This window comes from Streptomyces sp. NPDC056061 (assembly GCF_042266885.1).
GTDB lineage: Bacteria > Actinomycetota > Actinomycetes > Streptomycetales > Streptomycetaceae > Streptomyces.
The window spans coordinates 193,530-220,499 of sequence record NZ_JBHJWQ010000009.1 but is presented as its reverse complement, the minus strand read 5'-3'; the positions used below and the strand labels follow the sequence as shown (position 1 = coordinate 220,499).

The 26,970-nt window shown below is 71.0% G+C and carries 20 protein-coding genes and 1 pseudogene; 9 read left to right on the top strand and 12 right to left on the bottom strand.

Features of this window, described 5'->3' with window-relative positions:
- Positions 1 to 120: 120 nt before the first annotated feature.
- The gene (locus tag ACFC79_RS16585; protein ID WP_376240608.1) at positions 121 to 3,180 is read right to left on the bottom strand and encodes an NACHT domain-containing protein; all 3,060 of its coding nucleotides are present in this window, start codon (positions 3,178 to 3,180) and stop codon (positions 121 to 123) included.
- A 148-nt stretch (positions 3,181 to 3,328) separates the two neighbouring features.
- Positions 3,329 to 3,733 carry a hypothetical protein gene (locus tag ACFC79_RS16580; RefSeq protein WP_376240606.1) on the bottom strand — a complete coding sequence of 135 codons (405 nt, stop codon included), beginning with the start codon at positions 3,731 to 3,733 and terminating at the stop codon, positions 3,329 to 3,331.
- Positions 3,734 to 4,105: 372 nt separating this feature from the next.
- On the opposite strand from ACFC79_RS16580, the gene ACFC79_RS16575 reads away from it, so the two are divergent.
- Positions 4,106 to 5,599: an aromatic amino acid lyase gene (locus tag ACFC79_RS16575; RefSeq protein WP_376240603.1), complete on the top strand. Its 1,494-nt coding sequence runs from the start codon at positions 4,106 to 4,108 to the stop codon at positions 5,597 to 5,599.
- A 121-nt stretch (positions 5,600 to 5,720) separates the two neighbouring features.
- Here ACFC79_RS16575 and ACFC79_RS16570 read toward each other — a convergent pair whose 3' ends face one another.
- Both ACFC79_RS16570 and ACFC79_RS16565 read right to left on the bottom strand, forming a co-directional pair.
- Positions 5,721 to 7,115, bottom strand: a complete 1,395-nt coding sequence (locus ACFC79_RS16570; protein WP_376240600.1) for an FAD-binding oxidoreductase — start codon at positions 7,113 to 7,115, stop codon at positions 5,721 to 5,723.
- A gap of 62 nt (positions 7,116 to 7,177) precedes the next feature.
- Positions 7,178 to 8,716 (bottom strand): methyltransferase domain-containing protein, encoded by a 1,539-nt coding sequence (locus tag ACFC79_RS16565; RefSeq protein WP_376240598.1) that lies wholly within the window; start codon positions 8,714 to 8,716, stop codon positions 7,178 to 7,180.
- Positions 8,717 to 9,420: 704 nt separating this feature from the next.
- On the opposite strand from ACFC79_RS16565, the gene ACFC79_RS16560 reads away from it, so the two are divergent.
- Entirely contained in the window at positions 9,421 to 10,593 is a 1,173-nt protein-coding gene (locus ACFC79_RS16560) for an epoxide hydrolase family protein (protein WP_376240596.1), read from the top strand.
- Positions 10,594 to 10,684: 91 nt separating this feature from the next.
- Positions 10,685 to 12,094, top strand: a complete 1,410-nt coding sequence (locus ACFC79_RS16555; RefSeq protein ID WP_376240594.1) for an extracellular solute-binding protein — start codon at positions 10,685 to 10,687, stop codon at positions 12,092 to 12,094.
- Positions 12,095 to 12,170: 76 nt separating this feature from the next.
- On the opposite strand, the gene ACFC79_RS16550 is transcribed toward ACFC79_RS16555, so the two are convergent.
- Positions 12,171 to 12,548: a hypothetical protein gene (locus ACFC79_RS16550; protein WP_376240592.1), complete on the bottom strand. Its 378-nt coding sequence runs from the start codon at positions 12,546 to 12,548 to the stop codon at positions 12,171 to 12,173.
- Positions 12,549 to 12,808: 260 nt separating this feature from the next.
- On the opposite strand from ACFC79_RS16550, the gene ACFC79_RS16545 reads away from it, so the two are divergent.
- On the top strand, positions 12,809 to 13,321 hold the full coding sequence (locus ACFC79_RS16545; RefSeq protein WP_376240589.1) for a hypothetical protein: 513 nt from the start codon (positions 12,809 to 12,811) through the stop codon (positions 13,319 to 13,321).
- 39 nt (positions 13,322 to 13,360) lie between these two features.
- Here the strand turns inward: ACFC79_RS16545 and ACFC79_RS16540 are convergent, their stop codons facing one another.
- Both ACFC79_RS16540 and ACFC79_RS16535 read right to left on the bottom strand, forming a co-directional pair.
- Positions 13,361 to 13,912 (bottom strand): YciI family protein, encoded by a 552-nt coding sequence (locus ACFC79_RS16540; protein ID WP_376240586.1) that lies wholly within the window; start codon positions 13,910 to 13,912, stop codon positions 13,361 to 13,363.
- A 284-nt stretch (positions 13,913 to 14,196) separates the two neighbouring features.
- Entirely contained in the window at positions 14,197 to 15,054 is an 858-nt protein-coding gene (locus ACFC79_RS16535) for a LysR family transcriptional regulator (RefSeq protein ID WP_376240584.1), read from the bottom strand.
- A 79-nt stretch (positions 15,055 to 15,133) separates the two neighbouring features.
- On the opposite strand from ACFC79_RS16535, the pseudogene ACFC79_RS16530 reads away from it, so the two are divergent.
- A pseudogene (locus ACFC79_RS16530) lies at positions 15,134 to 15,629 on the top strand (cupin domain-containing protein).
- Between the two features lie 210 nt (positions 15,630 to 15,839).
- Here ACFC79_RS16530 and ACFC79_RS16525 read toward each other — a convergent pair.
- On the bottom strand, positions 15,840 to 16,748 hold the full coding sequence (locus ACFC79_RS16525; protein WP_376240581.1) for a LysR family transcriptional regulator: 909 nt from the start codon (positions 16,746 to 16,748) through the stop codon (positions 15,840 to 15,842).
- A 115-nt stretch (positions 16,749 to 16,863) separates the two neighbouring features.
- Between ACFC79_RS16525 and ACFC79_RS16520 the strand changes: the two genes are divergently transcribed.
- Complete coding sequence (locus tag ACFC79_RS16520; protein WP_376240579.1) at positions 16,864 to 17,238, top strand: DoxX family protein; 375 nt, start codon at positions 16,864 to 16,866, stop codon at positions 17,236 to 17,238.
- 103 nt (positions 17,239 to 17,341) lie between these two features.
- On the opposite strand, the gene ACFC79_RS16515 is transcribed toward ACFC79_RS16520, so the two are convergent.
- Positions 17,342 to 17,995, bottom strand: coding sequence for an HAD family hydrolase (locus ACFC79_RS16515; RefSeq protein ID WP_376240576.1), 654 nt, complete (start codon positions 17,993 to 17,995; stop codon positions 17,342 to 17,344).
- Positions 17,996 to 18,250: 255 nt separating this feature from the next.
- Positions 18,251 to 19,180 carry a LysR family transcriptional regulator gene (locus ACFC79_RS16510; RefSeq protein WP_376240573.1) on the bottom strand — a complete coding sequence of 310 codons (930 nt, stop codon included), beginning with the start codon at positions 19,178 to 19,180 and terminating at the stop codon, positions 18,251 to 18,253.
- Positions 19,181 to 19,318: 138 nt separating this feature from the next.
- Between ACFC79_RS16510 and ACFC79_RS16505 the strand changes: the two genes are divergently transcribed.
- Both ACFC79_RS16505 and ACFC79_RS16500 read left to right on the top strand, forming a co-directional pair.
- Entirely contained in the window at positions 19,319 to 20,704 is a 1,386-nt protein-coding gene (locus ACFC79_RS16505; protein WP_376240570.1) for an MFS transporter, read from the top strand.
- Between the two features lie 114 nt (positions 20,705 to 20,818).
- Positions 20,819 to 22,012, top strand: a complete 1,194-nt coding sequence (locus ACFC79_RS16500) for an acyltransferase family protein (RefSeq protein WP_376240568.1) — start codon at positions 20,819 to 20,821, stop codon at positions 22,010 to 22,012.
- A gap of 351 nt (positions 22,013 to 22,363) precedes the next feature.
- Here ACFC79_RS16500 and ACFC79_RS16495 read toward each other — a convergent pair whose 3' ends face one another.
- A complete protein-coding gene (locus ACFC79_RS16495; RefSeq protein ID WP_376240565.1) occupies positions 22,364 to 23,647 on the bottom strand; it encodes an MFS transporter in 1,284 nt (427 codons plus the stop codon).
- A 447-nt stretch (positions 23,648 to 24,094) separates the two neighbouring features.
- Complete coding sequence (locus ACFC79_RS16490) at positions 24,095 to 25,276, bottom strand: LacI family DNA-binding transcriptional regulator (RefSeq protein WP_376240563.1); 1,182 nt, start codon at positions 25,274 to 25,276, stop codon at positions 24,095 to 24,097.
- A 233-nt stretch (positions 25,277 to 25,509) separates the two neighbouring features.
- Here ACFC79_RS16490 and ACFC79_RS16485 point away from each other — a divergent pair, with 233 nt between their 5' ends.
- A complete protein-coding gene (locus ACFC79_RS16485; RefSeq protein WP_376240560.1) occupies positions 25,510 to 26,919 on the top strand; it encodes an ABC transporter substrate-binding protein in 1,410 nt (469 codons plus the stop codon).
- The last annotated feature ends 51 nt before the right edge of the window (positions 26,920 to 26,970 follow it).

The following is a 26,970-nucleotide window of genomic DNA, read 5'->3' as shown; positions in this document are numbered from 1 at the left end:
CGGTTCGGCGCGCGGTATCGGATGCGGTGCGCCGACCCGTTCGCCGCCTGCCACCTGTTCGTCGACACCGGCCCGCCGGGGATGGTGGGCCGGTGCGCCGGGCCGTTCGCTCACCGCACGTCAGCGATCCAGGGGTCGCAGCCGAGTGACGCCGTCCGCATTGACCGCCAGAACGCTGCCATCGGAATTGAGCGCAACGGAATTGATGGAACCATAACCGAAAATCAATTTATCAACCCTCTTGCAGAGATCGAAGATTTCGACAACTGCGGACGCTTCGGCCATCGGCGCAGCGGCCAGCCGTTGACCGTCATCGCTGATGTGCCACATCGAATTATCGGCACCATCGGACTTCATCCGGCACCGATCCACCTTCTTGGTAACCGTGTCGAATCGAATGAGACTCAGCTTCGAACCGTTGTCGACGTACAGATAATGGCGACCTCCGGAACTCACGTATTCGGGGAGAGAGGACCGAGGGGTCGGCGCCAGAGACACCTTGTCCCACTTCTCACCTCTCCACGGAAAGAACCTCGCCTCCGCAATGACCTCCGGCTCCATGTCCGGATCCGAGTAATCGACGCCGAACGCCATGAGGCCGTCCTCCCGCGCCATGAATGTTTCGTCACTAAATTCAGGATCGGAGTCGAGGGAAATCCTGCTTCCACCATTCGTGACGAAATTTTTGCGATCGACGTACTCCTTCCCGGTTTTCGTGCTCCACTGCCGCACCTCGCCCGCATTGTCGACCGTGATGAGGACATCTTCTCCCGGTGGACCGAAGGACATGTACTCGACATCGCCGGTGTCCATGAAGTCGGGCGCGGAACGGTCGGGGGAGGTGTCGGACACCGCCAGTGCACCGGCCACGAGCAATGTGGCCGCGGCGGCCGTGGTGGCTGCCCGGATCGTGCGTCGGCGACCGGTCGGGACGCGGGTGGGGAGTGTGCGGTCCTGGGCCAACGCGCGGCTCGCGAGCCGTTCCTGCAACCGGATGTGCCGGAACTGATACGCACCCGCCGACTGCCGCAACAGGTTCCGGTCCCGGGCGTCGGAGAGAAAACGCATGAGTTTCCAGGGCAGTTTCCCCTGGATGGCGAGAACCAGGCGGAGCAGCAGGAACCTTGGCCACGCCCTGGCGAGCAGGACCAGCAGGGCGAAGACCGCTGCCGGCAGCAGACTGCTCATGACGCCCGCCGTGATCGACCCGTAAGCGGCGTTGCTGTCGAACCTCGCAGCGATGAAGCCGGTGGCCGACGGAGCGGCAGGGCCGTACGTGAGCGCGGAGAACACGACGAACGCGGACGAGAAGCCGAGAATGAGCAGGGGTGCGGCGCAGGCCCCGAGAAGCGCTCCGGCTGCCAAGGCGCCGGTCAGGGACGAGGTCCGGTCCTGGCGCAGCAGGACCGGGGGGCTGGCCATCCTGGAGCGTTCCGACGGTGCGTCGAGCCAGGCGTGCACGGCGAGAGCGAGGCTGATCGCGAGAGCCACCCCGCACACCGCCGCCACCAGCATGACGTACGCCGCGAGATCCGGCTCGGTCCAATTTCCCAGGAACACGAGGGTGACGGCCCCCGCCGCGCCGACGGGGACGATCAGCGTGGCGGACAGCTTCACGCCGGTGGCGAGGCCCTGTCCGAGCCGCCCCAGGGAACCGTGCCGCCTGAACGACAGCCTCCCAGGCGTCTCGCCCGGTGCCGCGTACCAGACGATCATGGTCAGAACCGCGCAGCCGAGCCCGATCACCATCGGAATCGAGAATGCGTCGTCGTCATCGAATTTCGTGTCCGTGAGGGACATCCCGCCGATCATGGTGAACGTCACGAGCAGGCCGACGGCGATTCCCAGTGCGAAGCCGGTGAGGCGGGACGACAGGCGTCGGCTCATGAGCCACCAGACGAGGTCGCGTTCGCGGTTCCGGTGGAGGTAGGTCGCGAGGTAGGTCAGATACGTCTCGGCCTGCTTCGCGTCGCGGTGCCAGGCATCCGGACTCCGTTGTCCGGCGCTGCCCGGCTCCGGGGCGTATGCGGCGGTGATGACGTGGTCGAGCAGATGGTCCTCCACCGCGTGCGAGCTGTCGAAGCCGAGGAGTTCTCTTGGGTCGCGGTCGCAGCTGCTGTAGACGGTGCGGGTCAGGGTGAGGGTCAGCGGGGTGGACAGGGCGACCGCCATCGGACTGTCGGGATCGGCCCGCAGGTTCGCGTACACCGGCTCCCATGCGACACCGGCGGGCCAGGTCACATCGTTCAGGTAGGCGACGGCGTCGGCGGCCGACACCGGTGCCACCTCCACCACCGGCGCCCGGCGCAGGACGGGCGAGCCGCCCTCGATGACGTCCTGGTACTCGGCGGAGCGGCAGGTGAGCACGACCCCGGCGCCCTCACCGCTCGACTCGTTGATCGCACGTACGGCGTTGCGGCGCGACGCCTCGGGCATTTCGTCGAGGCCGTCCAGGATCAGCAACAGTCGCTGCCCGCGCAGCAACAGCCTGGGGACGTCGGTCCGTCCGCCGTAGTAGGCGGTCCCCACGGTGCGTTCGATCCAGTCCCTCAGCGATTCGCTCACCGGGTCCCAGCCGGACAACGTGAGCAGCACGGGAACGGGCGCTCCGGGCTCGCGTTCGGCGAGCAGTCCGAGGGTGAGCACGGCAGCCAGTACCGTCTTGCCCGAACCGGGCTCGCCCAGCACCACGAGTCGGCCGCTGGGCACTTGTCGATACCCCTGGGCCAACCGTCGGGCCGCCTGGTCGAAGTCGCCCTCCAAACGGCCGTTCAGCGACAGTCGCAGAACACGGGCGTCGACCGTGCCTCCGTGCGTCTCCTCGGGCGACGCGGCCACCGGTCGACGGGTGGCGGCCCAGGACAACGGGATCACGCGCGGAGCACGCAGGTTGCGAGCGTTGACCTCCTCCTCCCACTGCGCGCGCACCGACACCGCAAGATCGTCCGCGAACCGGGCCGCGTCCGTCGGCGGCGAAAGCGGGGGAAAGAACTGGGCGAGGGATACCATCAGAGCGGCAAGTGAGACGAACAGACCGGCCCAGCCGACCAGTTGCTCGCCCTCGAACTTCTCCTCGGAGTCCAGCAGCGCCCAGACGAGCCCCAGGCATACCAGTGCGCACAACACCAGGAGTCCCAGTCGCACCCACTGTCGCCGCTCGTGACGCGGAAGTCGAATCATCCCAGCAGAATGCCGAAAGAAACCTGCCGTCCACCGCGGAACAGCGTGGTTCACCCCATCCGTGGACGACATCCGGACAGTACGAAACGGCCGGTCACCCCCGCTTCCGGCGAGCCGGTCGCCGCGCTCCGGTTTCACCGGAACGTGTTCAGGCAGCGGCCGTCTCGGTGGACGCGATCGCCGTGCACAGGTCGGCGGCCTCGTCCAGCACGTCCAGCACGTCCGGGCCGACGAGGTCATCGTCCGCGCGTTCGCCGTCGCGGTCGGTATCGAGGAGCGACAGCAGCACGGCCAGCACGCGGGCGAAATGGCCGCCGTTCTCCGTGGTCATGGCAAGGTTCCCCTCCCACAGTGCGTTGCGCAGACCGACGGCGGTCAGGGTGCCGTGGGCCGCGGCGGAGAGGGTGAGAATGCCCGCGACCCGGCGTTCGAGGCCGGTGGGCGCCCACTGACCGGAGCACAGGTCGTAGGAGAGCGCGGTGACGTGTGCCCGGACGACGCGCAGGTCCGGTCTCGGGGTGGCGGGCGCGGACGGGAGCGGGGTGGGAGTCATGGTCGGTCCTCCGTGGCGGTGGGGGCTGTGAGGTGCGCATGACGTACGGGGCACGGGCGGAATGGCGTGGTGGCGGCATCGGATCCCGCGTCCGAACGCGTACGCGGCGGGACGGATTCATGGGCGTACGGGGCTCGGCACGCCGCGGCCGCACGGAATCGGCACCAGGCCATGGCTGCACGAGCCCATACAAGGACTTCCGCACCGTCCCCGCAAGCCGAGTTGGCTAAGTACGGGCAGGTGAGCGGCGCCGATACGGTTCGCTCAACTCCGCGTGGACGGGCCCGGTCCCGCACCGCAGTGTGGCAGGAACCCTCCCTCGTCCCGGGCCACGCCCCGGAGGGGGTTCATCCACGCCCAAGGAGCCGGACGTTGACCGTTCCCGAGACCGCGCCACCGCCCGTCGTCGTGGACGGGGAAAGTCTGACCGTCGAGGCCGTCCAGCGGGTCGCGGTGGGTGGTGCCCCGGTGCATGTGCCGCCCCGCTGCCTGACCGTGTCCGACCTGGGGCGCACCCCGCGGGCACACGGCGACCGCCCGACCGCTCCGGCCGGGCCAAAGACCGCACTGGCGCAGGAGAACCTGGTACGCAGTCACAGTGCGGGCGTGGGTCGGCTGTTCGCCGAGGACGAGGTGCGGGCCATGATGGTGGCCCGGCTCAACCTGCTGGCCAAGGGCCATCACCCGGTGCGCACCGAGGTGCTGTCGCGTCTCGTGCACTACCTGAACCTGATGCTGACTCCGGCCGTTCCGCAGACCGGTTCGTCGGGTGCGGCCGGCGATCTGACCCCGCTGGCGCACATCGCGGAGGCCCTGATCGGTGAAGGGACGGTCCTGCACGACGGGCGTCCCGCCGACACCGGTTCGGTGCTGGTGCGGCGCGGCCTGGAGCCGTTCGGTCTGCGGGGCCGGGAGGCGCTGACCCTGATGAGCGGGAACGCGGCCACCATCGGCCTGGGTTGCCTCCTGGTGCACCGGGCGCTCGACCAGGTGCGGCACGCGGAGGTGGTCTCGGCCCTGCTGCTGGAGGTGCTCGGCGGCCTCGACGGTGCCCCGGTGCGCGGCGGTGACGCGGGCGGCGCCCACCGGGGCACGGCGGACTGCGCGGCGAACCTGCGCGATCTGCTGCGGGGCCGTACCCGCCTGCGCGGTGAGCGCCCCGACCGTTCCCCGGCGGTGCGTTCGGTCGCCGAGGTGCTGGGCCCGGTGCGGGACACCCTGCGGTATGTCGCGGGCGCGCTGGAGGCCCAGCTGAACGCCGGTGACGGGGAGGCGCTGCTGCGCGGTGCGGACGGTGCCGTGCACGGTGGGGGGCTGCCGGGTCATGCGGCGACGCCGGCCCTGGACTTCGCCACCATCGCGCTGACCCAGCTCGGGGCCCTGGCCGAGCGGCAGTTGGCCCGGCTGCTGTCGGGCGAACCGCGCTACGGGCTGCCGCGGTCCCTCGTCGCGGCGGATCCGGCCCTGAACAGCGGCTTCGCGGGCCTGCGCCATACGGCCGCCGCGCTGGTGGCGGAGAGCCGTGCGCTGGCCCCGGTCAGCACCCGGCCCGCCGCCGCCGAGCCCATGGAGGGCCCGTCCGCGACCGGTCTCCTCGCGGCGCGCACCACCCGCAAGGCAGTGGCCAACAACGACCGGGTCCTGGCGATGGCGTTCCTCGCCGCCGCGCAGGCCGTCGACCTGGGACGGCACTACGAGGGCATGGCCCCGGCCACGCAGGCGGCGTACGACGCGCTGCGGTCCCTGGTGCCGCCGCTGGGCGTCGACCGGCACATGGCCTCCGACACGGAGCTGGTGGCGGCCACGCTGTCGTCGCAGCACGTGCTCGGCGCGCTGGCCCACCGGGCCCGGATCACCCTGCGCTGAGGCGCTGACGGCGTTCACGGGGTCCGGTCGACGGCCGAAGCGCGCACATCGCAGCCCCGGCGCCGACGGGCGGGAACCGTCGGCGCCGGGGCGGCGCGGCACGATGGGGCCGGTCACTCACTCACCCCGGCAGGTCCCCGACCACCGTGTGGTGGGCCACGTCCCCGGCGAACAGCCCCTTGGGGTCGATCCGGGATCGTACGCGCGCCACTGTTTCGGCGCTCTCACGGTCCAGGTGCGACTGGGGGCGGCGGCCGCTCTCCACGAGCGACGGGATCGTCCGCCCGGTGTCCCACGGGGCGAGCGCCTCGCGCACCACGGCGCAGTGCTGTTCCAGCGCCTCGACGGTGACCGGGCCGAACGGCGGTCCCGAACCCATGTACGCGCAGTCCGCGTCGACCTGGCTCAGGGCCCCGCCGTGCGGGTGCGGTTCGGCGAACGCGCCGCCGAGCTGGCGCAGGGTGGCGACGGCGAGCGGGGAGCCGGAGCCGGGACCGACGGCCCGCAGGAATGCCTCGGCACCTTCGTCGCCGAGGTCTCGCAGCAGGTGGTGGTCGCCGATGAACGGCACCGGGTCCTCCGGGTCCATGTGTGCGGACAGCACCCCCACGGGGTCGGTCGGCGCCCAGGTGTCCATGAGGACGGGGGCGATCTCGCGCAGCGGGCCGAGGAGTGCGTCGGCCCGGTCGAGGGCGGCGGGCACATCGTCCTCGGTGGCGGCGAGCACGGCACCGTCGACGCACAGCACCGGGCCCGCCGCCAGTTCCGGGGGCACGCCGGGCACCGGGGGCAGGTTCATGATGCGCAGCGTGGTGGTCGCCTCGCGCGGTGCCCGGCGCGTCCACTCCTGCCACGTGTCGAGCAGCGGGCGGGCGTGCGCGGCCGACCAGTAGGCGCCTCCCGTGACGACCTTCGCCACCGGGAAGAGTTCGATCTCGACGGCGGTGACGATGCCGAAGCCGCCCCCGCCGCCGCGCAGCGCCCACAGGAGTTCGGCGTCGCCCGCCGCGTCGGCGCGGACCAGGTCGCCGTCGGCCGTGACGAGTTCGACGGCCCGCACGCTGTTGGCGGCCAGGCCGGTGTACCGGCCGTAGAAGCTGACGCCGCCGCCCAGCAGGTAGCCGACGACGCCGACGCCGGGGGTGGAGCCGTGCGGGGCCGCCAGTCCGTGGGGGGCCGCCGCCTCCGCGACCTCGCCCCAGGTGGTGCCGGCGGGAATGCGTGCCGTGCGGCGCACGGCGTCGATCTCGACGCGTCCGGTCAGACGGGTGCGGATGAGGAGTGCGCCGTCCATCGGCCGCGTGGCGGCGGAGGTGTGGCCCGTGGTGTGGACCCGTACCCCGGTCCCGTCGGCGCGGGCACGGGCCAGGGCGAGCCGGACGTCCTCGATGCCGCGGGCGGTGACGGCCGCCGCGGGGCGGGCGGGCGCGACGAGGTTGAACACGCGTGTCGCCTCGTCGTACGCGGGACTGCCCGGGAGGCCGACGACGGGTTCGTGGGCCGTGGGGAGTGTCATGTCTGGGTGCGTCCTCTCTGGTTCCGTGTCCGGGTGCCTCGCGCGCTGCCGGTGTCCGCCGTCTATGCCCGTACCGCGTTGAGGAAGACGAAGGTGCCGGGCCCGCTGTCCTCGACCACGGTCAGTCCGGCGTCCGCGAGCCACGTCCTGAGCTCGTCGGCGTCGAACAGCTGCAACCCGCCCTGGTGCTGCGGGAACCGGTGGGCCCGCTGGAAGTAGCCGTAGACCGGGTCGTCGGAGCGGCGGAAGGTCATGAGGGTGAAGGTGCCCCCGGGCCGCAGGCAGCGGGCGACCTCGGCGATGGCCGCGGCGGCGTCGTGGTAGAAGGCCTGGAGCGCGTTCCAGCACACGACGGCACCCAACGAGGCGTCGGCGAAGGGGAGTTGGGAGGCCCCCGCGAGCACGGAGGGAACATCGGGCAGTCGTCCGCGCAGCACGTTCAGCATGGGCAGTGCGCCGTCGAGTGCGATGAGCCGCTCGGCGCCGACGGTCTCGGCGACGACGGCGGTCCAGCGTCCGGCCCCGGCCCCCAGGTCGAGGACCGGGCCGTCGACGGGCCGGACGTGCTCGGCGATGTAGCGGTCCTCGTCGTCGGGCGTGACGGCGCCGCCCCAGTTCGAGCCGGAGACCCGCAGGAAGGCGGGGCGGGCCACGGCCTCGTAGAACAGGCCCATGCTGGGCACCCGGGAGAGCTTCTCCAGGAAGTCGGCGTTGGCGTCGGTGTCGTCGTCGGCGCCGACGACGGTCGTCAGGTCGAGGATGCCGCCGGCGACGGGGTAGCGCGCGCCGCAACCGGTGCAGCGGGCGGTGTCGCCGCCGGTGTCGAGGCGTCCGGCGCAGGCGGGGCAGCGCAGGGCGGCCTCGTGCGGTGCGAACAGACCGTCCACCGCGGGAGCGGTCCGCCCGGCGCGGTCCTCGGGGACACCGGCCGCCGGGAGCTCGACCGGGTCGCCGTTGCACACCGCCCAGTACGCCCGTGCCCCGGCACAGCCGTGGACGGTGCGGGTGTCGTTGTCCCAGTTGGCGACGAGCTGTTGCGGGGTGAGGGCCTTGATCCAGGAACGGTCGAAGGCACGCTCGTCCTCGTTGAGCGTCCACGCCGACGGCGACGGCCACACCCGGCCGAGGTCGGGGTCCTCCGGGTCGAGCAGGCTCGCGCCGCGGTCGAGCCGGGAGAGGTCCTCCGCGTCGAGGCCGAGACCGGAGACGGCGGCGAGGATGTCGGCACGCCGGTGGGGGAAATGGGCGAGCAGGTACAGGAGGGCGAGGACGAGCGGACGGCCCGCGCCCGGTGTGCGGACGAGTCCGAGGTACAGGTCGAGGTGCGAGCCCACGGCGGTCGCCAACGGCCCGTCCAGGGTGGGGTATTCGCTCTCGGCGAGCAGCCCCAGCAGGATGGCCAGGTGTCCCTGCCGCTCCTCACCGCTGTCGGCGAGTGCACGCACCAGGGCCGGTACGGCGGGCAGGGCCGCGTCGGTGGCCCTGCCGTCCGACCACAGTGCGTCCACCAGGGCGCGGAACCGTGTGTCGCGCTCGGCGTGCGGCGCCGCGACGAAGTCGCCGACGAGCGCGACGGCCGGGTGGGCGGTGGGAGCGTTCATGTGCGCTTCCTTTCCGGGGGTGCGACGGGGAGCGGGCGGCGGCAGCGGTGGTCCGGGCGGGGAGAGCGGTAGTACGGGCGGAGGAGCGGTGATCCGGGCGGGGTGCGTTGCCACGACGGCCCGGTCCGCCGGTGGGCGGGGACCTTCGCCTCGTGCGGATGCTTTCAGGGCCCCGGAAGGACGCGCATCTTCTGGACTGCCCTGTAACGCACGTCGCCGTATCGTCTCTCGCAGATCCGTCCCGGACCCCACTCGGATCCGTCCCGGACCCCACTCGGATCCGTCCCGGACCCCACTCGGATCCGTCCCGGATGCCACTCGGATCCGCCTCGGATGCCACTCGGTTCCGCCTCGGATCCCACTCGGATCGCCGAGGGCTCGCCCCGGGCGCCGGCCCCGGGCACCACGCCCGGCACCCCGGCACCCCGGCACCCCGGCGTCCCGGCGTCCACGTAGGCCCCTACATCCGCCGACACGCCGCAATCCTCAAGATGCGGCTCCTTCTCGCCGCGTCGGACGATACGGCGGAGCACACCCCCGCTGTGCTAGGCGGCTTCCGGCCGTTCCCGGATGTCTCCGGTCGTCGCACACCGCCGCCGCACGCGCCCAGACATCCGCGTCCTTCACGCCATGCCCGCCACGCCCGCCACTCCCGTCGTCTCCCCGATCACCACGGCACCCACAGTCTGGACTCCGGAGCCCTCATGCATCCCTTTCGCATCGCCATCCCTCAGGCCCAGCTCGACGATCTGCACCGCCGGATCGAAGCCACCCGCTGGCCGGACGAACTGCCCGGGGTGGGCTGGAGCCGCGGCGTTCCCGTGGGCTATCTCAAGGAGCTCGCCGAGTACTGGCGCACCTCCTTCGACTGGCGTGCGGCGGAGGCCGCCCTCAACGCGTACCCGCAGTTCGTCGAGGAGATCGACGGAGCGCCGATCCACTTCCTGCACGTGCGCTCCCCCGAGCCGGATGCCACCGCGCTGCTGCTGACACACGGCTGGCCCGGTTCCGTCGTCGAATTCCTCGACGTGATCGGCCCGTTGACAGATCCGCGCGCTCACGGCGGCGACCCGTCCCAGGCGTTCCACGTGGTGATTCCGTCCATACCGGGGTACGGCTTCTCCACGCCGCTGCCCGAGGCCGGTTGGGACACCGGCCGGATCGCGCGGGCCTGGGCGGAGCTCATGAGGCGGCTCGGCCACGACCGGTACATCACGCAGGGCGGGGACGCCGGCGCGGTCATCTCCCTGGCCCTGGCCAGGACCGACCCGGAGCACGTGCTGGGTGTGCACGTGAACATGCTGATGACGTTCCCCTCCGGTGACCCCTCGGAGCTGGAGGGGCTCGACGGGACCGACCTGGCCCGCCTGGGCAAGCTGTCCCGCTTCGAGGCGGAGCTGTCCGGCTACATGAAGACGCAGGCGACCCGCCCGCAGACCCTCGCGTACGGTCTCAACGACTCACCGGTCGGCCAACTTGCCTGGATCGTCGAAAAGTTCGCCGAGTGGACCGATTCGAAGGAGCTGCCCGAGGAGGCCGTGGACCGCGACCGGCTGCTGACGATCGTGTCCATATACTGGCTGACGGCCACCGCCGGTTCGTCCGCGCAGTACTACTTCGAGGGCGCCGAGGAAGTGCGGCAGGCCGCGTCCGGGGCCGTGCCGCCGCCGCTGACGGTTCCGGTGGGAGTGGCGGTCTTCCCGCACGACATCTTCGTACCGATCCGCCGCTTCGCCGACCGCGACCTCCCCACGATCACGCACTGGACGGAGTTCGAGCACGGCGGCCACTTCGCGGCCCTGGAACAGCCCTCGGCTCTGGTCGGCGACATCCGCGCGTTCGCCCGGTCGCTGGTGTCCGAGGCCGCGGCGGCCTGATCCGGCGGACCGCCCCGCCCCGGATGCCTCCCCGGCATCCCCTCCCCCGGCCACTTCCCCGCTCCGGGTATCCACAGAGATGAGGAATCGCATGACCGCCCCGACCGTCATCGACGTATGGGTCGCCGACCTGACGTTCCCCGGTTACATGGACCGGCTGCACAGGCTCGGAGCCGATTTCGAGAAGGCGCACCCCGAGTACCGGATCAACATCGAGGGCCGCGACTTCCGCATGATGTCGCGGGAGATCGCCCAGGCCGCCGACGAGGGCCGGATGCCTGCCGTCGCCGAGTACTACTTCGCGGTGACGCAGGCCGCCCGGGACTCCCGGCGTGCGGACGGCAGCGCGATGTTCACCTCGGTGGAGCGGGCCATCGCGGGCCGCACCGAGATCCTCGGAGAGCCGGTCGTTACCGACGACCTGCTCCCGGCCGTGCGCGAGTACTACACGTACGACGGCGACCTCACCTCGATGCCCGCCGTGGTGACCACGATGCTCACCTACGGCAACGCAACGGTGCTGAGGGCCGCCGGTGTGACGGAGCTGCCGGACACCTGGGAGGGCATCGAGGCGGCGTGCGAGGCCGTGTCCGCCCTGTCCGGCGGCCCCTCTCACGGTGTCACCTGGGCCAATCACGGCCTGTTCTTCCAGGAGGCCCTCGCGGTGCAGGGCGGCCTGCTCGCCGACCACGACAACGGCCGCTCCGGGCGTGCCGCACACCTCGACCTGTCGTCGCCCGAGATGCTGACCTGGGTGACCTGGTGGCAGAGCCTGCACCGGAAGGGCCACTACCTCTACACCGGCAAGATCCCGGACTGGGAGGGGAACCTGAAGGCGTACGCCGACCAGGACGTGGCCATCCGCATCACCTCGTCCAACGACCTCAACTACATGGCGACCGCGGCCGGGAACGCCGGTTTCGAGATGAGTGTGGGACGCTTCCCGCACCGCGAGGGCGAGACCTTCGGCGGCAACATCATCGCCGGTACGTCGCTGTGGCTGGCCAACGGCCTGGACCGGGCGACCCAGGACGGTGCGCTGGCCTTCATGCAGTTCCTGAACAACCCGCGCAACGCCGCCGACCGGCACATCGCCGGCAGCTTCGTGCCCGTCACCAAGGCATCGCACCAACTCCTGGAGGACGAGGGCTGGTTCGAGAAGTACCCGTACCACCGGCTCGCCGGCGAGCAGCTCGACTCGCACCCCGAGGGCCAGGCCGCGGGCGCCCCGCCGTGCCGCGGGGCGTTGTTCGGCGACTTCGCCGGGGCGCAGGACGTGATGACGCGGGCGATGGCCGATGTGCTGTGCGACGGCGCCGAGCCGGCCGAACGGTTCGCGCGGGCCACGGCCGACGCACAGGAACTTCTCGACGCGTACGAGAAGGACCGGGTCGAGGCGGGCGTGCGCAGCCCCCGGAGCCTGCGGGTGGAGTACTTCGCCGACGCGGAGGTCTACACCGGCGCGGCTCTGGAGAACGCGGTGGGGCGACCGTCCCGGTGACGGCGTGGGCCCGTCCCCTCGGCCTGCTCCCCAGCGATGTCCGGGGCGCAGGCCGAGGGGACGGGCCGTCCGGCCGTCAGGCGACTCGGAAGCTGTACAGCGCGCCGATGCTCTTCCACGAGTGCAGACCCGAGGGGGGCTCGCTGTGGGCGGGAGCACCCGTGCAGTCGGCGTTCCGGTAGAAGTCCACCTGCCGGTCCGTCATGTTGAGGGTGGCGAGCACGCCGAACGGGGCGGTCACGCACTCGGTGCCGATGTCCTCGTACAGGGCCCACCGGTCCGTGAACGCACCTTCCCAGACGCAGATGTTGCCCGCGACACCGCACTGCGACGGATCCACATCAGCTGCCGGACCGGACGACGCCGACGCCGCCCCCGGCATGACTCCGATCAGCAGCGCCGCGGACATGGCCGCGACACCGGCCGCAGCCCGCTTGAGACCAAGGATGTGCATGCCTTCTCCTCACAAGTCCGAGTGATCCGCGGCGGATCGGGGACAAGCCTCACCCCGCGCCCGCAGATATTCAAGTGTTCAAATAAAGGCCGTGTAAATACCGTGCGCACAAGGGGCCTCGAACGGGGTGGGAACCGACCGAGCGAATCACCCCGCAACCCTGCGGTCGGCGGTCGGCGGTCGGCGGTCGGCGGTCGGCCACGAACAAGTCCGAACGGGGTCCGCACGGGGTCCGCACGGGTCCGGCCTATCCTGGGCGAATGTCCGACAACGGAGTACCGCCGAGCCACTCGGGCGGTGGGGAGCCCGGCGGCGACGCGGAGTTGCCCGCGACCCTGCACATCGCCGGAATCGCGCTGAGCCGGGTGGCGGGCCCTCCCTCGCTGACCTGCTGGACCGGCTGCTTCCCGGCACCGGCGGGCACGGCGCCGGGCGTGGTCAATCTGGTGATCGAGCCGCCCGCCCCGCCGCTGTCGGCCACCCTCCGGCGCGCCCACGATGTCGTGAGCCGATTCGACGCCTTCGTCGACCGGGCCGTCGAATACTGCCGTACCCGGCTCCGGGAAGAACATTTCGGACTCACTGCCGAGGAATGTGACCTGCTGGACCGTCCGGAGCCACCGCTGGGAGCCCCCGAGGCAACGGTGTGGGCCGATGGGAGCTGGGCGATCCGCTTCGCCGAGAGCGGGCTCCGCATGGGCGACCCGCACGGCATCCTCGTGACCTTCGACGGGACTCGGCCCGTCGACGTACAGGGCATCGACGACGAGTGACGAACGAGCCCCGGGACGGCAGCCGCCGGGGCTCCCCGACTACGACGGGCGACCGCCGAACTGCCAGGTGTGGACCTCGACGTCGGCGTACCGGTCCGGGGTCAGAACGGCACGTGCCGCGACCGGGTCCGGGGCCCGGACCAGGGCGGCCGTGCCGAGCCAGGCGGCGCCGTCGTCCGACAGCAGCGGCCCGTAGGCGATCAGTTCGTCCCGGCCGGGCGGCAGGTCCATGTCGGCGGCGGGCCCGGCGCCGAGGCCGAGCACCAGATACCGGTTGCCGCCCTCCCTGCCGCCGGGGAATTCCCACATGGTGCGCCCCAGCGTGTTGCGCCACCGTCGCAACAGCACGTCCCGGTATACCCCGGCCCGCTGGTTCGGCTCGTCGAAGGCGAACGCGCGAGCTGCGGCGGGAGAGGGCAGGTTCAGGATGTGCACGCTTCCGGTGGGGGTTTCGCCGTCGTCGGTGAAGGTCGGGCCACGGGCGATCATCTCCTTCGCGAAACCGTCCATGTACGCCCAGTGTTCGTGCAGCAGTTCGTCGCGCAGCGGCAGGGATCCGGGTCGGTCGCGGTGGTAGCAGAGGAACTCCATGCCCAAGGATCTCCTGGGAGCGACAACCGGGGCGACCGGTTTCGCGACGGCCGCTGAGCGGCACGTTCCGGCAGAACCCGTGCAGGACACGGCGTCGTCGACACGGCGTCGTCGGCACGGCGTCGTCGGCACGGCGTCGTCGGCACGGCGTCGTCGGCACGGCGTCGTCGGCACGGCGTCGTCGACACGGCGTCGTCGGGGCGGTGCGGTTGGCGTGGGGTCGTCGGCGTGGGGTCTTTGACGGATGCGGGACGGGCGGGACGGGCACGGCCCCCGCGCGGTGCTCAGTCCCGGTGGGAAGCAGCTGCGGCCCGGACGAACGAACGAATCAGCGGGTTCGTGTCGCTCGCGCCCTCCTTCCACGCCACCACCGTACGGCTCGGCCGCGCATCGGACAGCGGCACCACGACAAGTCCCTCCGTCGGCTCGTGGTCCAGGGGTGTCATGCCGACCGTCCCGTTCCAGAGCACCGCCTGTCGGCATTCCGGGACGGAGCGCACCACCGGACCCTGACGAGAGGTGCCGCCGTTCCAGTACCGCTGCCAGGCCGAATCGGTGTCCTTCGGGAAGAGGAACCAGCGGCGGTCGGCAAGATCGGCGAGTTGCAGGCTGTCGCGACGGCTCAGCGGGTCGTCGGCGCGCAGCAGCGCGCCCACCGGGTCGGTGCGCAACTCGTGCACTGTCAGGCCGGTTTCGTCGAACGGGCCACGGGTCAGGGCGACATCGACCAGCCCGGCGCGCAGTCCGCAGGTGGGATCGGTCAGATCGGCCTTGCGGATGCGGACCTCGACGTGCGGGTGTCGGTGGCGGTACGCGGTGGCGAGTCGGTGAACGCGGGTGTCGGCTCCGTCCCCCAGGATGCCGAGGGTGAGGGTCGCCGTGCCGACCACCGCGGCCACGCGTACACGGACCCGGTCGGCCCGGTCGAGCAGGGTCCGCGCCTCGTCGAGCAGCACCGCCCCCGCCGGGGTGAGTACGACACCGGCCGGTGACCGCTCGAACAGCGCGGCTCCGACCTCGGTCTCCAGTTGCTTGATCGCCCGGCTCAGCGGCGGCTGGCTCATGTGCAGCCGGGCGGCGGCCCGACCGAAATGGAGTTCCTCGGCGACCGCCACGAAGTAGCGCAGCGTGCGTAACTCCATGCTGCGACGATACCCGCGCGGTATCGACACGGCGGAACGGGTCTTGGACGGACGCCGTGCCCGGCGGTGGAATCGAGGCATGACCGACGAACCGAAGACCACTGAACCGTCCGCCGACCCCGCCGTATCGGTGGTCGGCCCGGACGACGGCGAGACGATCCTCCTGGGCACCACGCGACTGCGCGTCCTGGAGGACGGCAGCAACACCGGACACCGTCTCGGAATCGCCGAGTCCGTTCTCGCCCCGCACACCCCCGGACCTCCGCAGCACCGTCACGCCCAGCACGACGAGGGCTTCTACGTCATCTCCGGCACGGTGCGGTTCACGGTCGGGGACAAGGACTACGACGCGACGGCGGGCACGCTCGTCATGGTCCCGCCCGGAGCCCCCCCACACCTTCGCCAACACGACCGACCGGCCCGCCGTCATGCTCAGCACCTTCACTCCGGACCTGTACGTGCAGTACTTCCGGGACCTGCGGGACATGATCGCCGGTGGGCAGCCGCTGACTCCGGAGGCGACCGTCCGGACCATGAGCCGTTACGCCACCGAGCCGGCCACCGACTTCGCCTGAGCCTGAGATGTCCCTCCCGACCGGCACCACAGTCCGGTCGTCTGCACCCGTGCCGGTCGTCTGCGTCACGGTCCGCTCGTGTGCGCCTCGTACCGGTGCCTCGGCGCCAGTCCCCCGGCGCCTATGCGGCCGGCGTCGGGCGGTCGGGCAGTCGACGCCGGGCAGTCGACGCCGGGCGGTCGGCGCCGGGCGGTCGGCGCCGGTGCGGGATCAGGCGGGGGACTCCTGCGGCTCCGATGCGTCCAGGCAGCACCGCACGAAATCCTGGACGACGGGATCGTTGTCGTGGTCCGGGGCCCAAGCGACCCCGACCCGGCTGGGACTGACGCCGCCGACGGGCCGGTAGGTGACGCCGGGCCGGGCGTAGAAGCGGGCGGCGGACGCGGGGGCGAGGGCGACGCCGTAGCCGTTGGCGATGGCGCTGAGCCAGTCGTCCGGCTGATCGGTGACGGCGCCGACGCGGACCGGGTGGCCCTCGCGTTCGTCGTCGGCCAGCCAGTGGTCGCGCCATCCGCCGGTCTCGGACGGGGCAGCCACGAACGGCTCGTCCCACAGTTCCCGGAAGGCGATCACGTCGCGTGCGGCGAGCGGGTGGTCGTCGCAGAGGGCGACCCAGCGAGGCTCGGTGAACAGTACCGCCGTCCGCACAGCACTCTGCCCCGGGAAGGGCAGCCGCAGCACGGCCACGTCGACGTTCCCGTCCGCGAGCCCGGCACTCGGATCCGACCAGGCGGCCTGCCTCATCTCCACCCGCCAGCCCGGCCGACGACGGGTGAACTCCGCGATGATGCGCGGGGTCGCCTCGTTCGCGGCGCTGGCCATGAAGCCGACCCGCAGCGAGCGGGACGCCCGGCCGTCGGCGGTCCTGGTCTCGCGCAGCACCCGGTCCCAGTCCGCCAGCAGGGCGGGCACCCGCTCCGCCAGGACGCGGCCCGCCTCCGTGAGGGTCATGCCGGTGCGGGACCGTGTGAACAGCCGCACTCCGAGCCGGGTCTCCAGTTGTCGGATCTGTTTGGTGAGTGCCGGCTGGGACACGAACAGCTGTTCCGCGGCGCGGGTGAGGGTCCCTTCCTCCGCCACGGCGACGAAGTACCTCAGCAACCGCGTGTCCACATCCATGCCTACAGGTTATAGATGCAGATTGGACGCCACTCGGGGGCGATGGAGACGCTTGTCGAGGTGGGCGCGCCGCGCCCGCCGGACCCACGAAGCGCTCCCCTGAAAGGCGAGGCACATGTTCACCGCCTACGCGGTCATCACCGTCATCACCATCCTGGCCAATGCCGGGATCGCCGCCGCCGATTTCGCGCGGGCCGAGTTCGTCCTCGCCAACTCGGCCGAGGTGGGGGTCCCCCGAACCTGGCTTCCGCGGCTCGCCGCGCTCAAGGCCGCCGGGGCCGCCGGTCTCCTGCTCGGACTCGTGGGCGTCCCGGTCGTCGGCGTCGCCGCCGCGAGCGGGCTCGTCCTGTTCTTCCTCGGCGCCGTCGCCGCTCATATCCGTGCCCGGGTATACGGCAACATCGCCTTTCCCTGCGGCTACTTGGTTCTGGCGGCCGCGTCCCTCGCCCTCACCCTCGCCGTCGCCGTCGCCGTCGCGCGCCAGGTGTAGTGCCCTGTGAGGTCGTGTCCGGACACGACCTGGGCCCGTACTTCGCAGGTCGCCCCATCATGAAGGCCGGCCGGTGGTGCCGAGAGACGATCCGGTGCCCTGTTCAGCCCGCTGCCAGGAGGGCCGGGAGTGTGCGCATGTCGTCGAAGACCACGGTGTCAGGTCCTTCGAGCCACTGCGCGGGGGTCAACCCCCCGGAGTAGCCGAAGGCGCGCATGCCCGCCGCGCGGGCCGCCTGCACGCCGTACTGACTGTCCTCCACCACCACGCATCGATCAGGGGCGACGCCCATGCGTTGTGCGGCGTGAAGGAACAGATCCGGCGCCGGCTTACCCCGTTCGACCTCGGTGGCGCTGAATATGCGGCCCTCGAAGTTCGAGAAGAGTCCGGTGATTCCCAGGGTGAGTCGCATCTTGCCGTGGCTCCCGCTGGAAGCGACGCAGGCGGGCAGGTGGGCAAGGGCGTCCAGCGTTTCGACGATGCCGTCGACGGGCTTCAGCTCCGCCAGGAGAGCCTCGTGATACCGGTTCTCCGTCTCTTCCTCCCAGGTGGGTGGAAGGCTGCGCCCGAGATGGGCCTCGATGTCCTTCCTCATCGAGGTCATCGTTCGGCCTACGAACCGGTCGATGATTTCGGATTCGGTGAGCTTCCAGCCGAGCTGGGCCAGAACCATCGCGTCGACGCGCACGGCTATGCGTTCACTGTCGACGAGGACACCGTCGCAGTCGAAGATTACGAGCTCAATCGATTTGGTCACGTGCGCACCATACGGGGAGCGGCAGGCTCTGGCCCCGGGCTTCACGGGTCGGGCCTGCCAGGCGCCCGTCTGACAGGCGGGGACGGACGTCAGCAGTGCGTACGAGCCGTCGACGGCAGCTTCGGCCCTTGGCACATCGGTGTCGAAGTGCCAGGCCACCCCCGCCCCCCTCTGCGCCCCGCCCCGTTCCGCCGGGGCCGGCCGCCCCGCCGTCGGAGCCCCGGCCGAAGCCCCCGGGCAGTCGCCCCGCCGCCCCTACGCCCAGCTCGGTGTCCAGGTCGGCCCGGCGACGGAGCGGGCCGACCGACCGGAACGGAAGTGGTCGCGGAGGGCGTCGAGCACCGGGTGCCGGTTGTCGCGGTGCCACAGCAGGGAGTGTGGGTAGACCGGAGCGGGATCGCGCACCGGGATACGCCGCAGGCCGTGGTCGGCGGGCCAGACGAGATGCGTCCGCTCGCCGACGAAGGTCGCCAGTGACCGGGAGGAGGCGAGGGCGTCCAGCAGCGGCTCGGCGCCGAAGTCCGGCCCGGTGACCTCGATGGTGAGCGCGAACGCGGCAGCGAGGGCGTCGTAGTAGGCGGCCCACTCGGTTCCGGGAACGATGCCGGGCATCCAGATGCGGTACCCGACGAGTTCCGCGAACGTGACCGTGCGTGCGGCGGCCAGGTCGTGATCCGGCCCGACGAGGAGCTGGATGGGCTCGTCGTGGACCCGGACGGCGCCGATGTCGTCGGGGAGTTGCCGACCGGGCATGGTGACGGCGCGGAAGGACGCGTCGATGGTGCCGGACCGGATGGCCTCGACGGCCGCGTCGACGTCGAAGAGGGTCACGACATCGAGTTCGCTCTCGGGGTGCGCGCGGTGGAAGTCGCGCAGCAGTGCGGCCGGGGCGAGCCGTCGGCCGATCACGTCGATGCGCAGCGCACGGCGGCCGGGACGAACCGACGCGACCGCCCGTTCGGCGGCACGTAGGAGGTCGCGGGCGTGGGGCAGGAACGCCTGCCCGTCGATGGTGAGCTTCGCCCCTCGCGCGGTGCGGATGAACAGTCGCGCGTCGAGGGTCTTCTCCAGGGTGGCGATGCGCTTGGAGACGGCCTGCTGGGTGACCGACAGTTCGGCGGCGGCGTCCTGGAACCGTCCCCCGTCCGCGGCGGCCACGAACGTGCGCACGGCTTCGAGATCCACGCCGGTCAGCGTATCGGCACAACGATTGGTTGTGCGCCAACAGCTCATCGGTTGTTTGATCCCGCCGCCGGCCACCCGCTTGGATGCTTGCCGGTGGTCGGCGGGTGATCGTTCGGATCGACGAGGGGTGCGGCGGGTATGGCGGGTACGGCGGGCAGACGTGCGCTGGGGCATCGGTTCGGGCGCTTGTGGGCGGCGTACGCCGTCAGCTCCTACGGCACATCGCTCGCCTTCGGCGCGTTTCCCCTGATCGCGGTCCTCGTGCTGCATTCCGGACCGGCCCAGGTGTCGGCACTTGCCGCCGTGGGACGGGCGGTGGGGGCCGTGATCGCGGTGCCGTTCGGCCCGTGGGTGGAGTTCCGCCGCAAGCGACCGGTCATGGTGACCGCGGACCTCGTCCGGTTCGCGGCGACGATGAGCGTCCCCGCCGCGTTCGCGTTCGGCCTGCTCACCTTCGCCCAGCTCCTCGTCGTCTCGGTCGTGGTCGCCGCGGCCAACATCGCCTTCGGTGCTGCCTGCGGCGCATATCTGAAGACTCTCGTGCCGCGCGAGGACCTCCTCGTCGCGAACAGCCGGTTCGAATCCACGACATGGGCCTCCACCATGCTCGGCCCGCCGCTCGGTGGCGCGGCGATCGGGGCATTCGGCCCGATGACGACCGTGCTGGCCGACGCGGCCAGCTACCTGCTCTCCGCACTGGGCATCCGTGCCATCGGCGGGACCGAACCACCACCGCCCGCACGGACCGGTGCGCCACGACTGCGAGCGCGCGACCTGCTCGAAGGATGGCGCCACATCCTCGGCCACCCCGTGCTGCGACCGCTCTTCTTCAACTCGATCACGGCGAACGGCCTGATCATGGCGACCGAGCCGCTGCTCGCCGTGCTCCTCCTGAGCCACCTCGGGTTCAGCCCGTGGCAGTACGGTCTCGTCTTCGCCGCCCCATGCATCGGCGGCCTCATCGGCTCACGCCTGACGCACCGGCTCGTGACACGGTTCGGCAGGCACAGGGTGCTCCTCACCGCCGGGGCGCTGCGGGCGTGCTGGTCGACCGGCCTGGCATTCGTCCAGCCCGGTGTGCCGGGGATCGTCCTCATCATTGTCATCCAACTCGGCCTGGTGACCAGCTGCGCCGTGTTCAATCCGGTACTGGCCACGTACCGGCTCGACCACACCGACCCCGGCCGGATCGCCCGCACCCTCTCCGCATGGTCGGTCAGCAGCAGCGCCGCCATCGCGGCCCTGACCGCTCTGTGGGGCGTGCTCGCCGCCGTCATCGGCCCCCGCACCGCGATCGCCGCGGCCGGAGTCCTCCTCCTCGCCACCCCGCTGCTGCTCCCCCGCCGCGAGAACGCACATCAAGACAATCCCGTCGATGTCGATGTCGATGTCGAGGCCGGGACCGGGACCGGGACCGGGTCTGGAACCGGGACCGGGTCTGGAACCGGAACCGGGGCTGAAACCGAGGCTGGGACTGGGAGCGCGGCTGGGACCGGGAGCTCGGGCGCCGTCGACCGTGTCTGATGCCGGGGCGCGTCGTGCCACGGTTCGGGGCCTCCGTCACCCCGGGCGCGCCCGCCGGTCCCGGACCACGGACCTCCCTCATCAGGTCCTTGTCGGTGCACCGATAATCGCGGGATGCAAGATGCGACTCACTCCCGGCCCCGGGCCGGGGCGCCCCTGTCCGGTCGCGACCGGCTCCCGTCCCTGACGGGACTTCGTTTCTGGGCGGCCCTGCTGGTCGTCCTCTACCACCTGTCCCGTCAGATCGGGGAGATACCGGGGCTCAGCCCGGCCGTCTGGTACGGCCGCAGCGGAGTCACCTTCTTCTTCGTGCTGTCCGGCTTCGTGCTGGCCTGGACCTACGACGGGGCGGTGGTCCCGGCGAAGGTGTTCCTGTGGCGGCGCTTCGCCCGGATCTGGCCGCTCATGGTGGTCACGAGCGCGTTGTCCGTCGGCGTGTGGCTCTGGCTGGGCAAGGCGGTGTCCGCGAAGGCCGTGATCGCGAACCTGTTCCTCGTGCACGCCTGGATCCCCGATGCCGTGTACTACAAGGGTGCCAACCCTGCGGCCTGGTCCCTCAGCGACGAGGCGTGGTTCTACCTCGTCTTCCCGCTGCTGATGGTCCTCCCGGTCTTCCGCTCGGGCCGCGGCCGACGCTGGATCTGGGTGCTGACCTGCGTCGGAGTACTTGCCATCTGGCTGAGCGGCGCCCTTGTCACCGATGTGGCCACACGGGTGTGGCTGGTCGACTACCTGCCTCTGACGCGCATGCTCCAGTTCGTGCTCGGGGTCGCCGCGGGCCTCGCGGTGGCCCGCGGCTGGCGGCCCCCCGTCGGCCTGTGGACCGCGGTGGCGCTCGTCGCCGCCTGGCACCTCGCGTTGATTCCCTGGGGCAACTCCGTGTCCGACGCGCTCTGGTACGGCCCCTACCAGGCCTCGCAACTGCTGGCCACCCCCTTCTTCGCGCTGCTCGTCGCCGCTGCCGCCCGCGCCGACCTCGACGGCCGCCGCACCGGGCTGGCCGGCCGGTGGTCCGTACGCCTCGGCCACTGGTCGTTCGCCTGGTACCTCATCCACGAGATCGTCATCCGAACCTGGCTCGGCCTCCACGGCCGCCCGGACGGCCTCCTCGACATCGCCCTCGTCTGGTTCGCGGTGATCGCGGTCAGCCAGGCCCTGGCCGGCTGTGCCTACCACTGGGTGGAACACCCGCTGGAACGGCGGCTGCGTGCGGCGGGTCCTCAGCCCCGCCGCACGCCGCTCCCCGCCCAAGCCGCCGCGCCCGCACCCGCCCACCCCCGCTCGCCTGCGCGCACCGGGACGGAGTGACCCACCGCAACTGACGGCCTCGCCGACGAGGCCGTGCGCCGCGTCGAACGCCGAACACCCGGAGTTCGCCCCGCACCCGCCGCGTCACGAACAGCCACGGGGTCCGGACCAGTTGGTCCGGGCCCTGTTCGGTCACCGGAGCCGACGCGTGTCGGTCCCCCTGTGCTCCGCGCAACGGAACGGTCCGGCCCGGCTCCGCACGGCGGAGCGGCTCGTGCGGCGCTCCGGAGCTCACCGTGGCTGCCCGGCCGTCGGAACCGGTCGTCGGAACCGGTCATCGGAACCGGTCGTTCCAGCATCGGGGCGGTTGCCCGAATGTGTGCGTGTGGGGGGGGCGAAGGAACGGGGCGGTCATACTTCCCACTCGGCCGGAAGTGTGCGGTGGCGGCTCAGGGGCGAGACCAGCAGCAGGACGAGGGGAAGGGCCATGACCAGCCCGCCGGCCCACAGGGCGGCACCGGTGGACCACCGGTCGGCGACCAGTCCGCCCAGGAGCGCCCCGAGCAGAGTGGCACCCTGGGTGACGACGCCGTACGCCGCCGTCACCCGGCCCATGTACGCGTCGGGGGTCACCCGTGCTCTAATCCCGGCGGCGGAGACGGACCTTCCGACGATGGCTATGCCGATGAGGACCTCCGCCACCGCGAGGAGAGGCACCGCCGCCTGACGGAACACCCCGGCCAGCGGCGCCGTCAGCGCGGCGACCGGGGCCAGGGCGGAGAAGATCAACGTCATACGGATCTCTCCGAAACGCCGACGCAGTCGTGGCGCCACCAGCGCGGCGGAGAAGCCGGCCACGGCGCCGAGAGTGGACAGCAGTCCGTACAGCCAGGTGGCCACCCCGATTTCCCTGAGGAGGAAGACCGGCAGCATCGGCAGGAGAATGCCCGCACCGATGTTGTTGAGGGCGGCCTGGTTGAGCAGCAGCCGCAGCAGCGGTTGCCGGAGCAGGACGCGGACCCCACCCGTGATCTCCTGTCCGAATCTCTGCCGGCTTCCGGCGCTGCCCCGGGCGACATCGCCCTGCGGGTGGATCCGCCGCAGCAGGAGCAGCGATATGAGATGGCCGATTGCTGCCAGGCAGTAGAGCACCGGGGCGGCCACACCCTGTGTCACCATGCCCGCGACGCCGGGGGATACGGCCCGGACGGCTGTCTCGGAGCTCTGCAACCGCGCGTTGCCGTCGGCTATGCGCCGCCGGGGAAGCACATACGGCAGGACGCTGTTGTGCGCCACGTCGAAGAATACGCCCGCCAGGCTCACCACCAGTGCCACCACGACGAGTTGAGGAACCGTGAGCACATCGAGGAAGTACGCGATCGGCACGCTGGCGAACACCGCCGCGTACACGATGTCGGCGCAGATCAGGACAGGCTTCTTGCGTCGGCGGTCGATCCACACCCCGGCCGGTAACCCGATGGTGAGGAACCCCGCCCTGCTGCACATGAAGATCAGGCTCATCGTCAGCGGCTGTGCGTGCAGCAGGAGCAGGGCGGTGACCGGCAGTGCGAAGGAAGCCACCTCGGCGGCCACGTACCGGAAGCCGTTCGCCGCCCACAGACGCCGGAAGTCAGGGACCTTGAGGACTTCGGTGGCGTCGTCGGGCGCGACGTCGGCCGGTGCGGAGAGCGACATGGGCGACACCTTTCTTCGGCCGGGGCCGGATCGGCGGCGACGGGAACGGGTTCCGTTCGGGCGTTCCCGTCGAGCATCCCCTTCGGCCACTCCGTTCAGGCGCCCCGATCAGGCGTCCCCTCTCAGGCATCCCGTTCGGCGAAGGAGCCCCGCCGACGGTACTCCGCAACGCCTCCGCTCCGGCGCGAGAAGGCCATGCGAGTGGCGGCGGCACGGCGGACGCGTCAGGCACGTCGCACGTCGCACGTGGCGCGTGCCTCGTCAGGACAGTTCCGGAGGGTGAGTTCCGGAGGAGAGCGCCATACGGAGGGGCCGCGAGGCAGAAGGACCGCGAGGCAGACGACGGACGACGGACGGCGGACGGCACACGGCACACGGCACACGGCACACGGCGGGCAACGGACGACGGGCAACGGACGACGGACGACGGACGGCAACGGTCTCGGCCTAACGCGCTCGCGCGCGGTGGGCAGATCCGGCCCCGACCACCCGCAGATACGCCTGCGCGGAGTCACGCGTCCGGATCTCGACGGGCAGCAGAATGTGCCGGACCTCGTGCGGACCGTCCGGGTTCCGGATGCGCTGCGCGAGCATCTCCATCGCCCGGCGGCCCATCTCCCGGGAGGGAAGGCGGGCGGCGGCGAGCGTCAGCGGAAGCAGGTCGAAGGGGCCGGCGTCGTCCATGCCGGCGAGTTCGATCTGGCCAGGGACCTCAAGACCGAGGACGGAGAGGTCCCGGGCCGCGTGCGCCAGGGTGTGGCCGTTGGCGCAGAGCAGCACGGTGGGTGGCTCCGGGCGGTCGAGGAAGGCCGAGAGCATCGCGAGCCGACGGTCGTCGGGCAGCTTGTGATAGGTGGTGAGGGCGGTGAGTTCGGGTGAGACCGGAATGCCATGCGTTCGCAGCGCCTGGACGTGTCCGGTGAGCCGCTCCGTCACGCTGGTGACGTCGGTCTCGTCCCAGAGCGTGGCGATCCGGCGGTGACCGCGCTCGATGAGGTGCTCGGTGAGCCCGAATCCCACCGCGTAGTTGTCGAAGACGACGGCATCGCTCGGGGATTCGGGGTGGTAACGGTCGATCATGACGACGGGCACCCCGCACCGTGCGAGCTCGGCCAGCGCCGGTGAATCCGAGCCGCCGTCGACGGGGTAGAGCACAACACCCCCGGCGCCCGACTCCAGCGCCTGACGCAGGGAGTGCTCCTCCGCCCGCTTCGAGCCCTTGGAGTTCGACAGGAACATCCGCAGCCCCTCCTCGCCGCATACCGACTCGATGCCGTCGAGGACGTCCGACTGGTGCGCGCCGTGGCCGTGCATCACACAGGCGACCGAGCGCTCACGCGCCCCGGTCCCGTTACCGGTCGGCGGCGAACGCCGCTCCGCCACGAACGTTCCGCGCCCCCGCTGCCGGACCAGGTAGCCCTCGGTGACGAGTTCGTTGAGGGCCCGCACGGCGGTCGTGGAGCTGACGCCGAATCTCTCGCAGACCTCGCGCTGGCTGATGAAGGGCTGATCGGGCTCGTAGGCGCCCCGGTCGATGTCCGCGACGAGATCCTGCTTCACCATCCGGTAGAGCGGGTTCTGGCCGGTGCCTTCGCGCTCGGCCTCGATCATGCTGCCCCCATCGTTCACCGACTCATTCCCTGACACGTTAACGCGCTAAGGGTAACTCCGAGCCCCTCCTGCACAGAAGGGGCTCACGCGCCTGCGGTCCAAGTGGTGGGCGACGACGAAGGACAGCACCCCTAACGCGTTAACTGCACGAACTTTGACTCCAATCAAGGCGAGTTGGCGCCAACATCTTTACGCGTTAACACGCTATTGCTAGCTTCTGCTCAGCCCGATCCACCTTCAGGGGAGCCATGATGACCGAACCCACGCGCAGATCAGCAGGCAGTCGGATCAGGAGCCGACGGCGGGACGTCTCCGCCGTCGGTGCGGCTCTGCTCATGGTTGTCTCCCTCGCCGCCTGTGGGAGTGGCGAAGGGGGAGGGAGCGCGGACGGCAGGACGGAGATCACCGTCGCGGGCATGCCGCCGACCACACTTCCGGCCGGCCGGAAGGACTTCCTTGCGCAGGTCAATGCCTTCGAGAAGGCCAACCCGGGCATCAGGATCAAGCCGACCGACGCGCTGTGGGACGCCAAGACCTTTCCTGCGCGTCTCGCCTCCGGCCAGTTGGAGACCGTCTTCCGGGTACCACTGACCTACCCGCCGAACATGATCGAACGGCACCAGATCGCCGACCTCAGCAAGGAGATCGCGGAACTGCCGCACGGCACGGAGTTCGACAAGCGGCTGCTCGCCCCGGTCACGGGCGCCGACGGAAAGGTGTACGGGATTCCCACCGAGATGTACTCCGTCGGCCTGGTCTACAACCGCGAACTGTTCCGCAAGGCGGGGCTCGACCCCGACAAGCCGCCCGCCACCTGGGACGAGTTGCGCACCGCGGCCAGGACGATCACGGACCGGACCGGTGTGCCCGGATTCGGCATGCATACCGTCGACAACACCGGCGGCTGGATGCTGACCACCATGACGTACTCCTACGGCGGCCGGATGGAGAAGAAGGCGGACGGCAAACAGACCACGGCCTTCCGGGACGGCCAGGCCGGCAAGGCCCTCGACCTGCTCAAGGCCATGCGGTGGGCCGACGGGTCGATGGGCAAGCAGCACCTGCGTGGTACCGACGACCTGACCCGTGACTTCGCCAGCGGGAAGGTCGCCATACTGTTGGGTTCGCCCAGCACCTACGGTGCCTATGTCGCCAAGTTCCACGGCAGGCCCGGCGCCTACGGACAGGCCCCGCTTCCCTCCGGCGGCGAGAAGGCCACCCTCCTCGGCGGCGGCGTCGCCGTCGTCTCGCCGAAGGCGGACGCGGCGCAGCGTCGCGCCGCGGCAAAGTGGATCGACTTCTTCTACTTGAGGACCAAGTACGACCCCGCGCTGGCCGCACAGCGCACCGAGCAGATCGCCGCCGACAGGAATCCCGCCGGAGTCCCCGGTCTCCCCTTCTACGACGCGAAGGTCTCCGGCCCGGCCGCCGAGGCCGAGCGCAAGCACTCCAACGTGCCGCTGAAGAACTTCGCCCCGTACGTGAACAGCCTCGACACCACCAAGTACGTCGTCGAACCCCCCGTCGCCGCACAGGAGTTGTACGCCGCTCTGGACAGCGCCGTGCAGGCCGTACTGACCCGGGAGAACGCCGATCCGGCCGCCGAGCTGGAGAAGGCCGACCGGAGGGTCGGCCCGCTCATCGACCGGGCGCAGCGGTGACACCCCACGGAACCGACACCCGTGTACGGAACCGACACCCCCACACGGAAC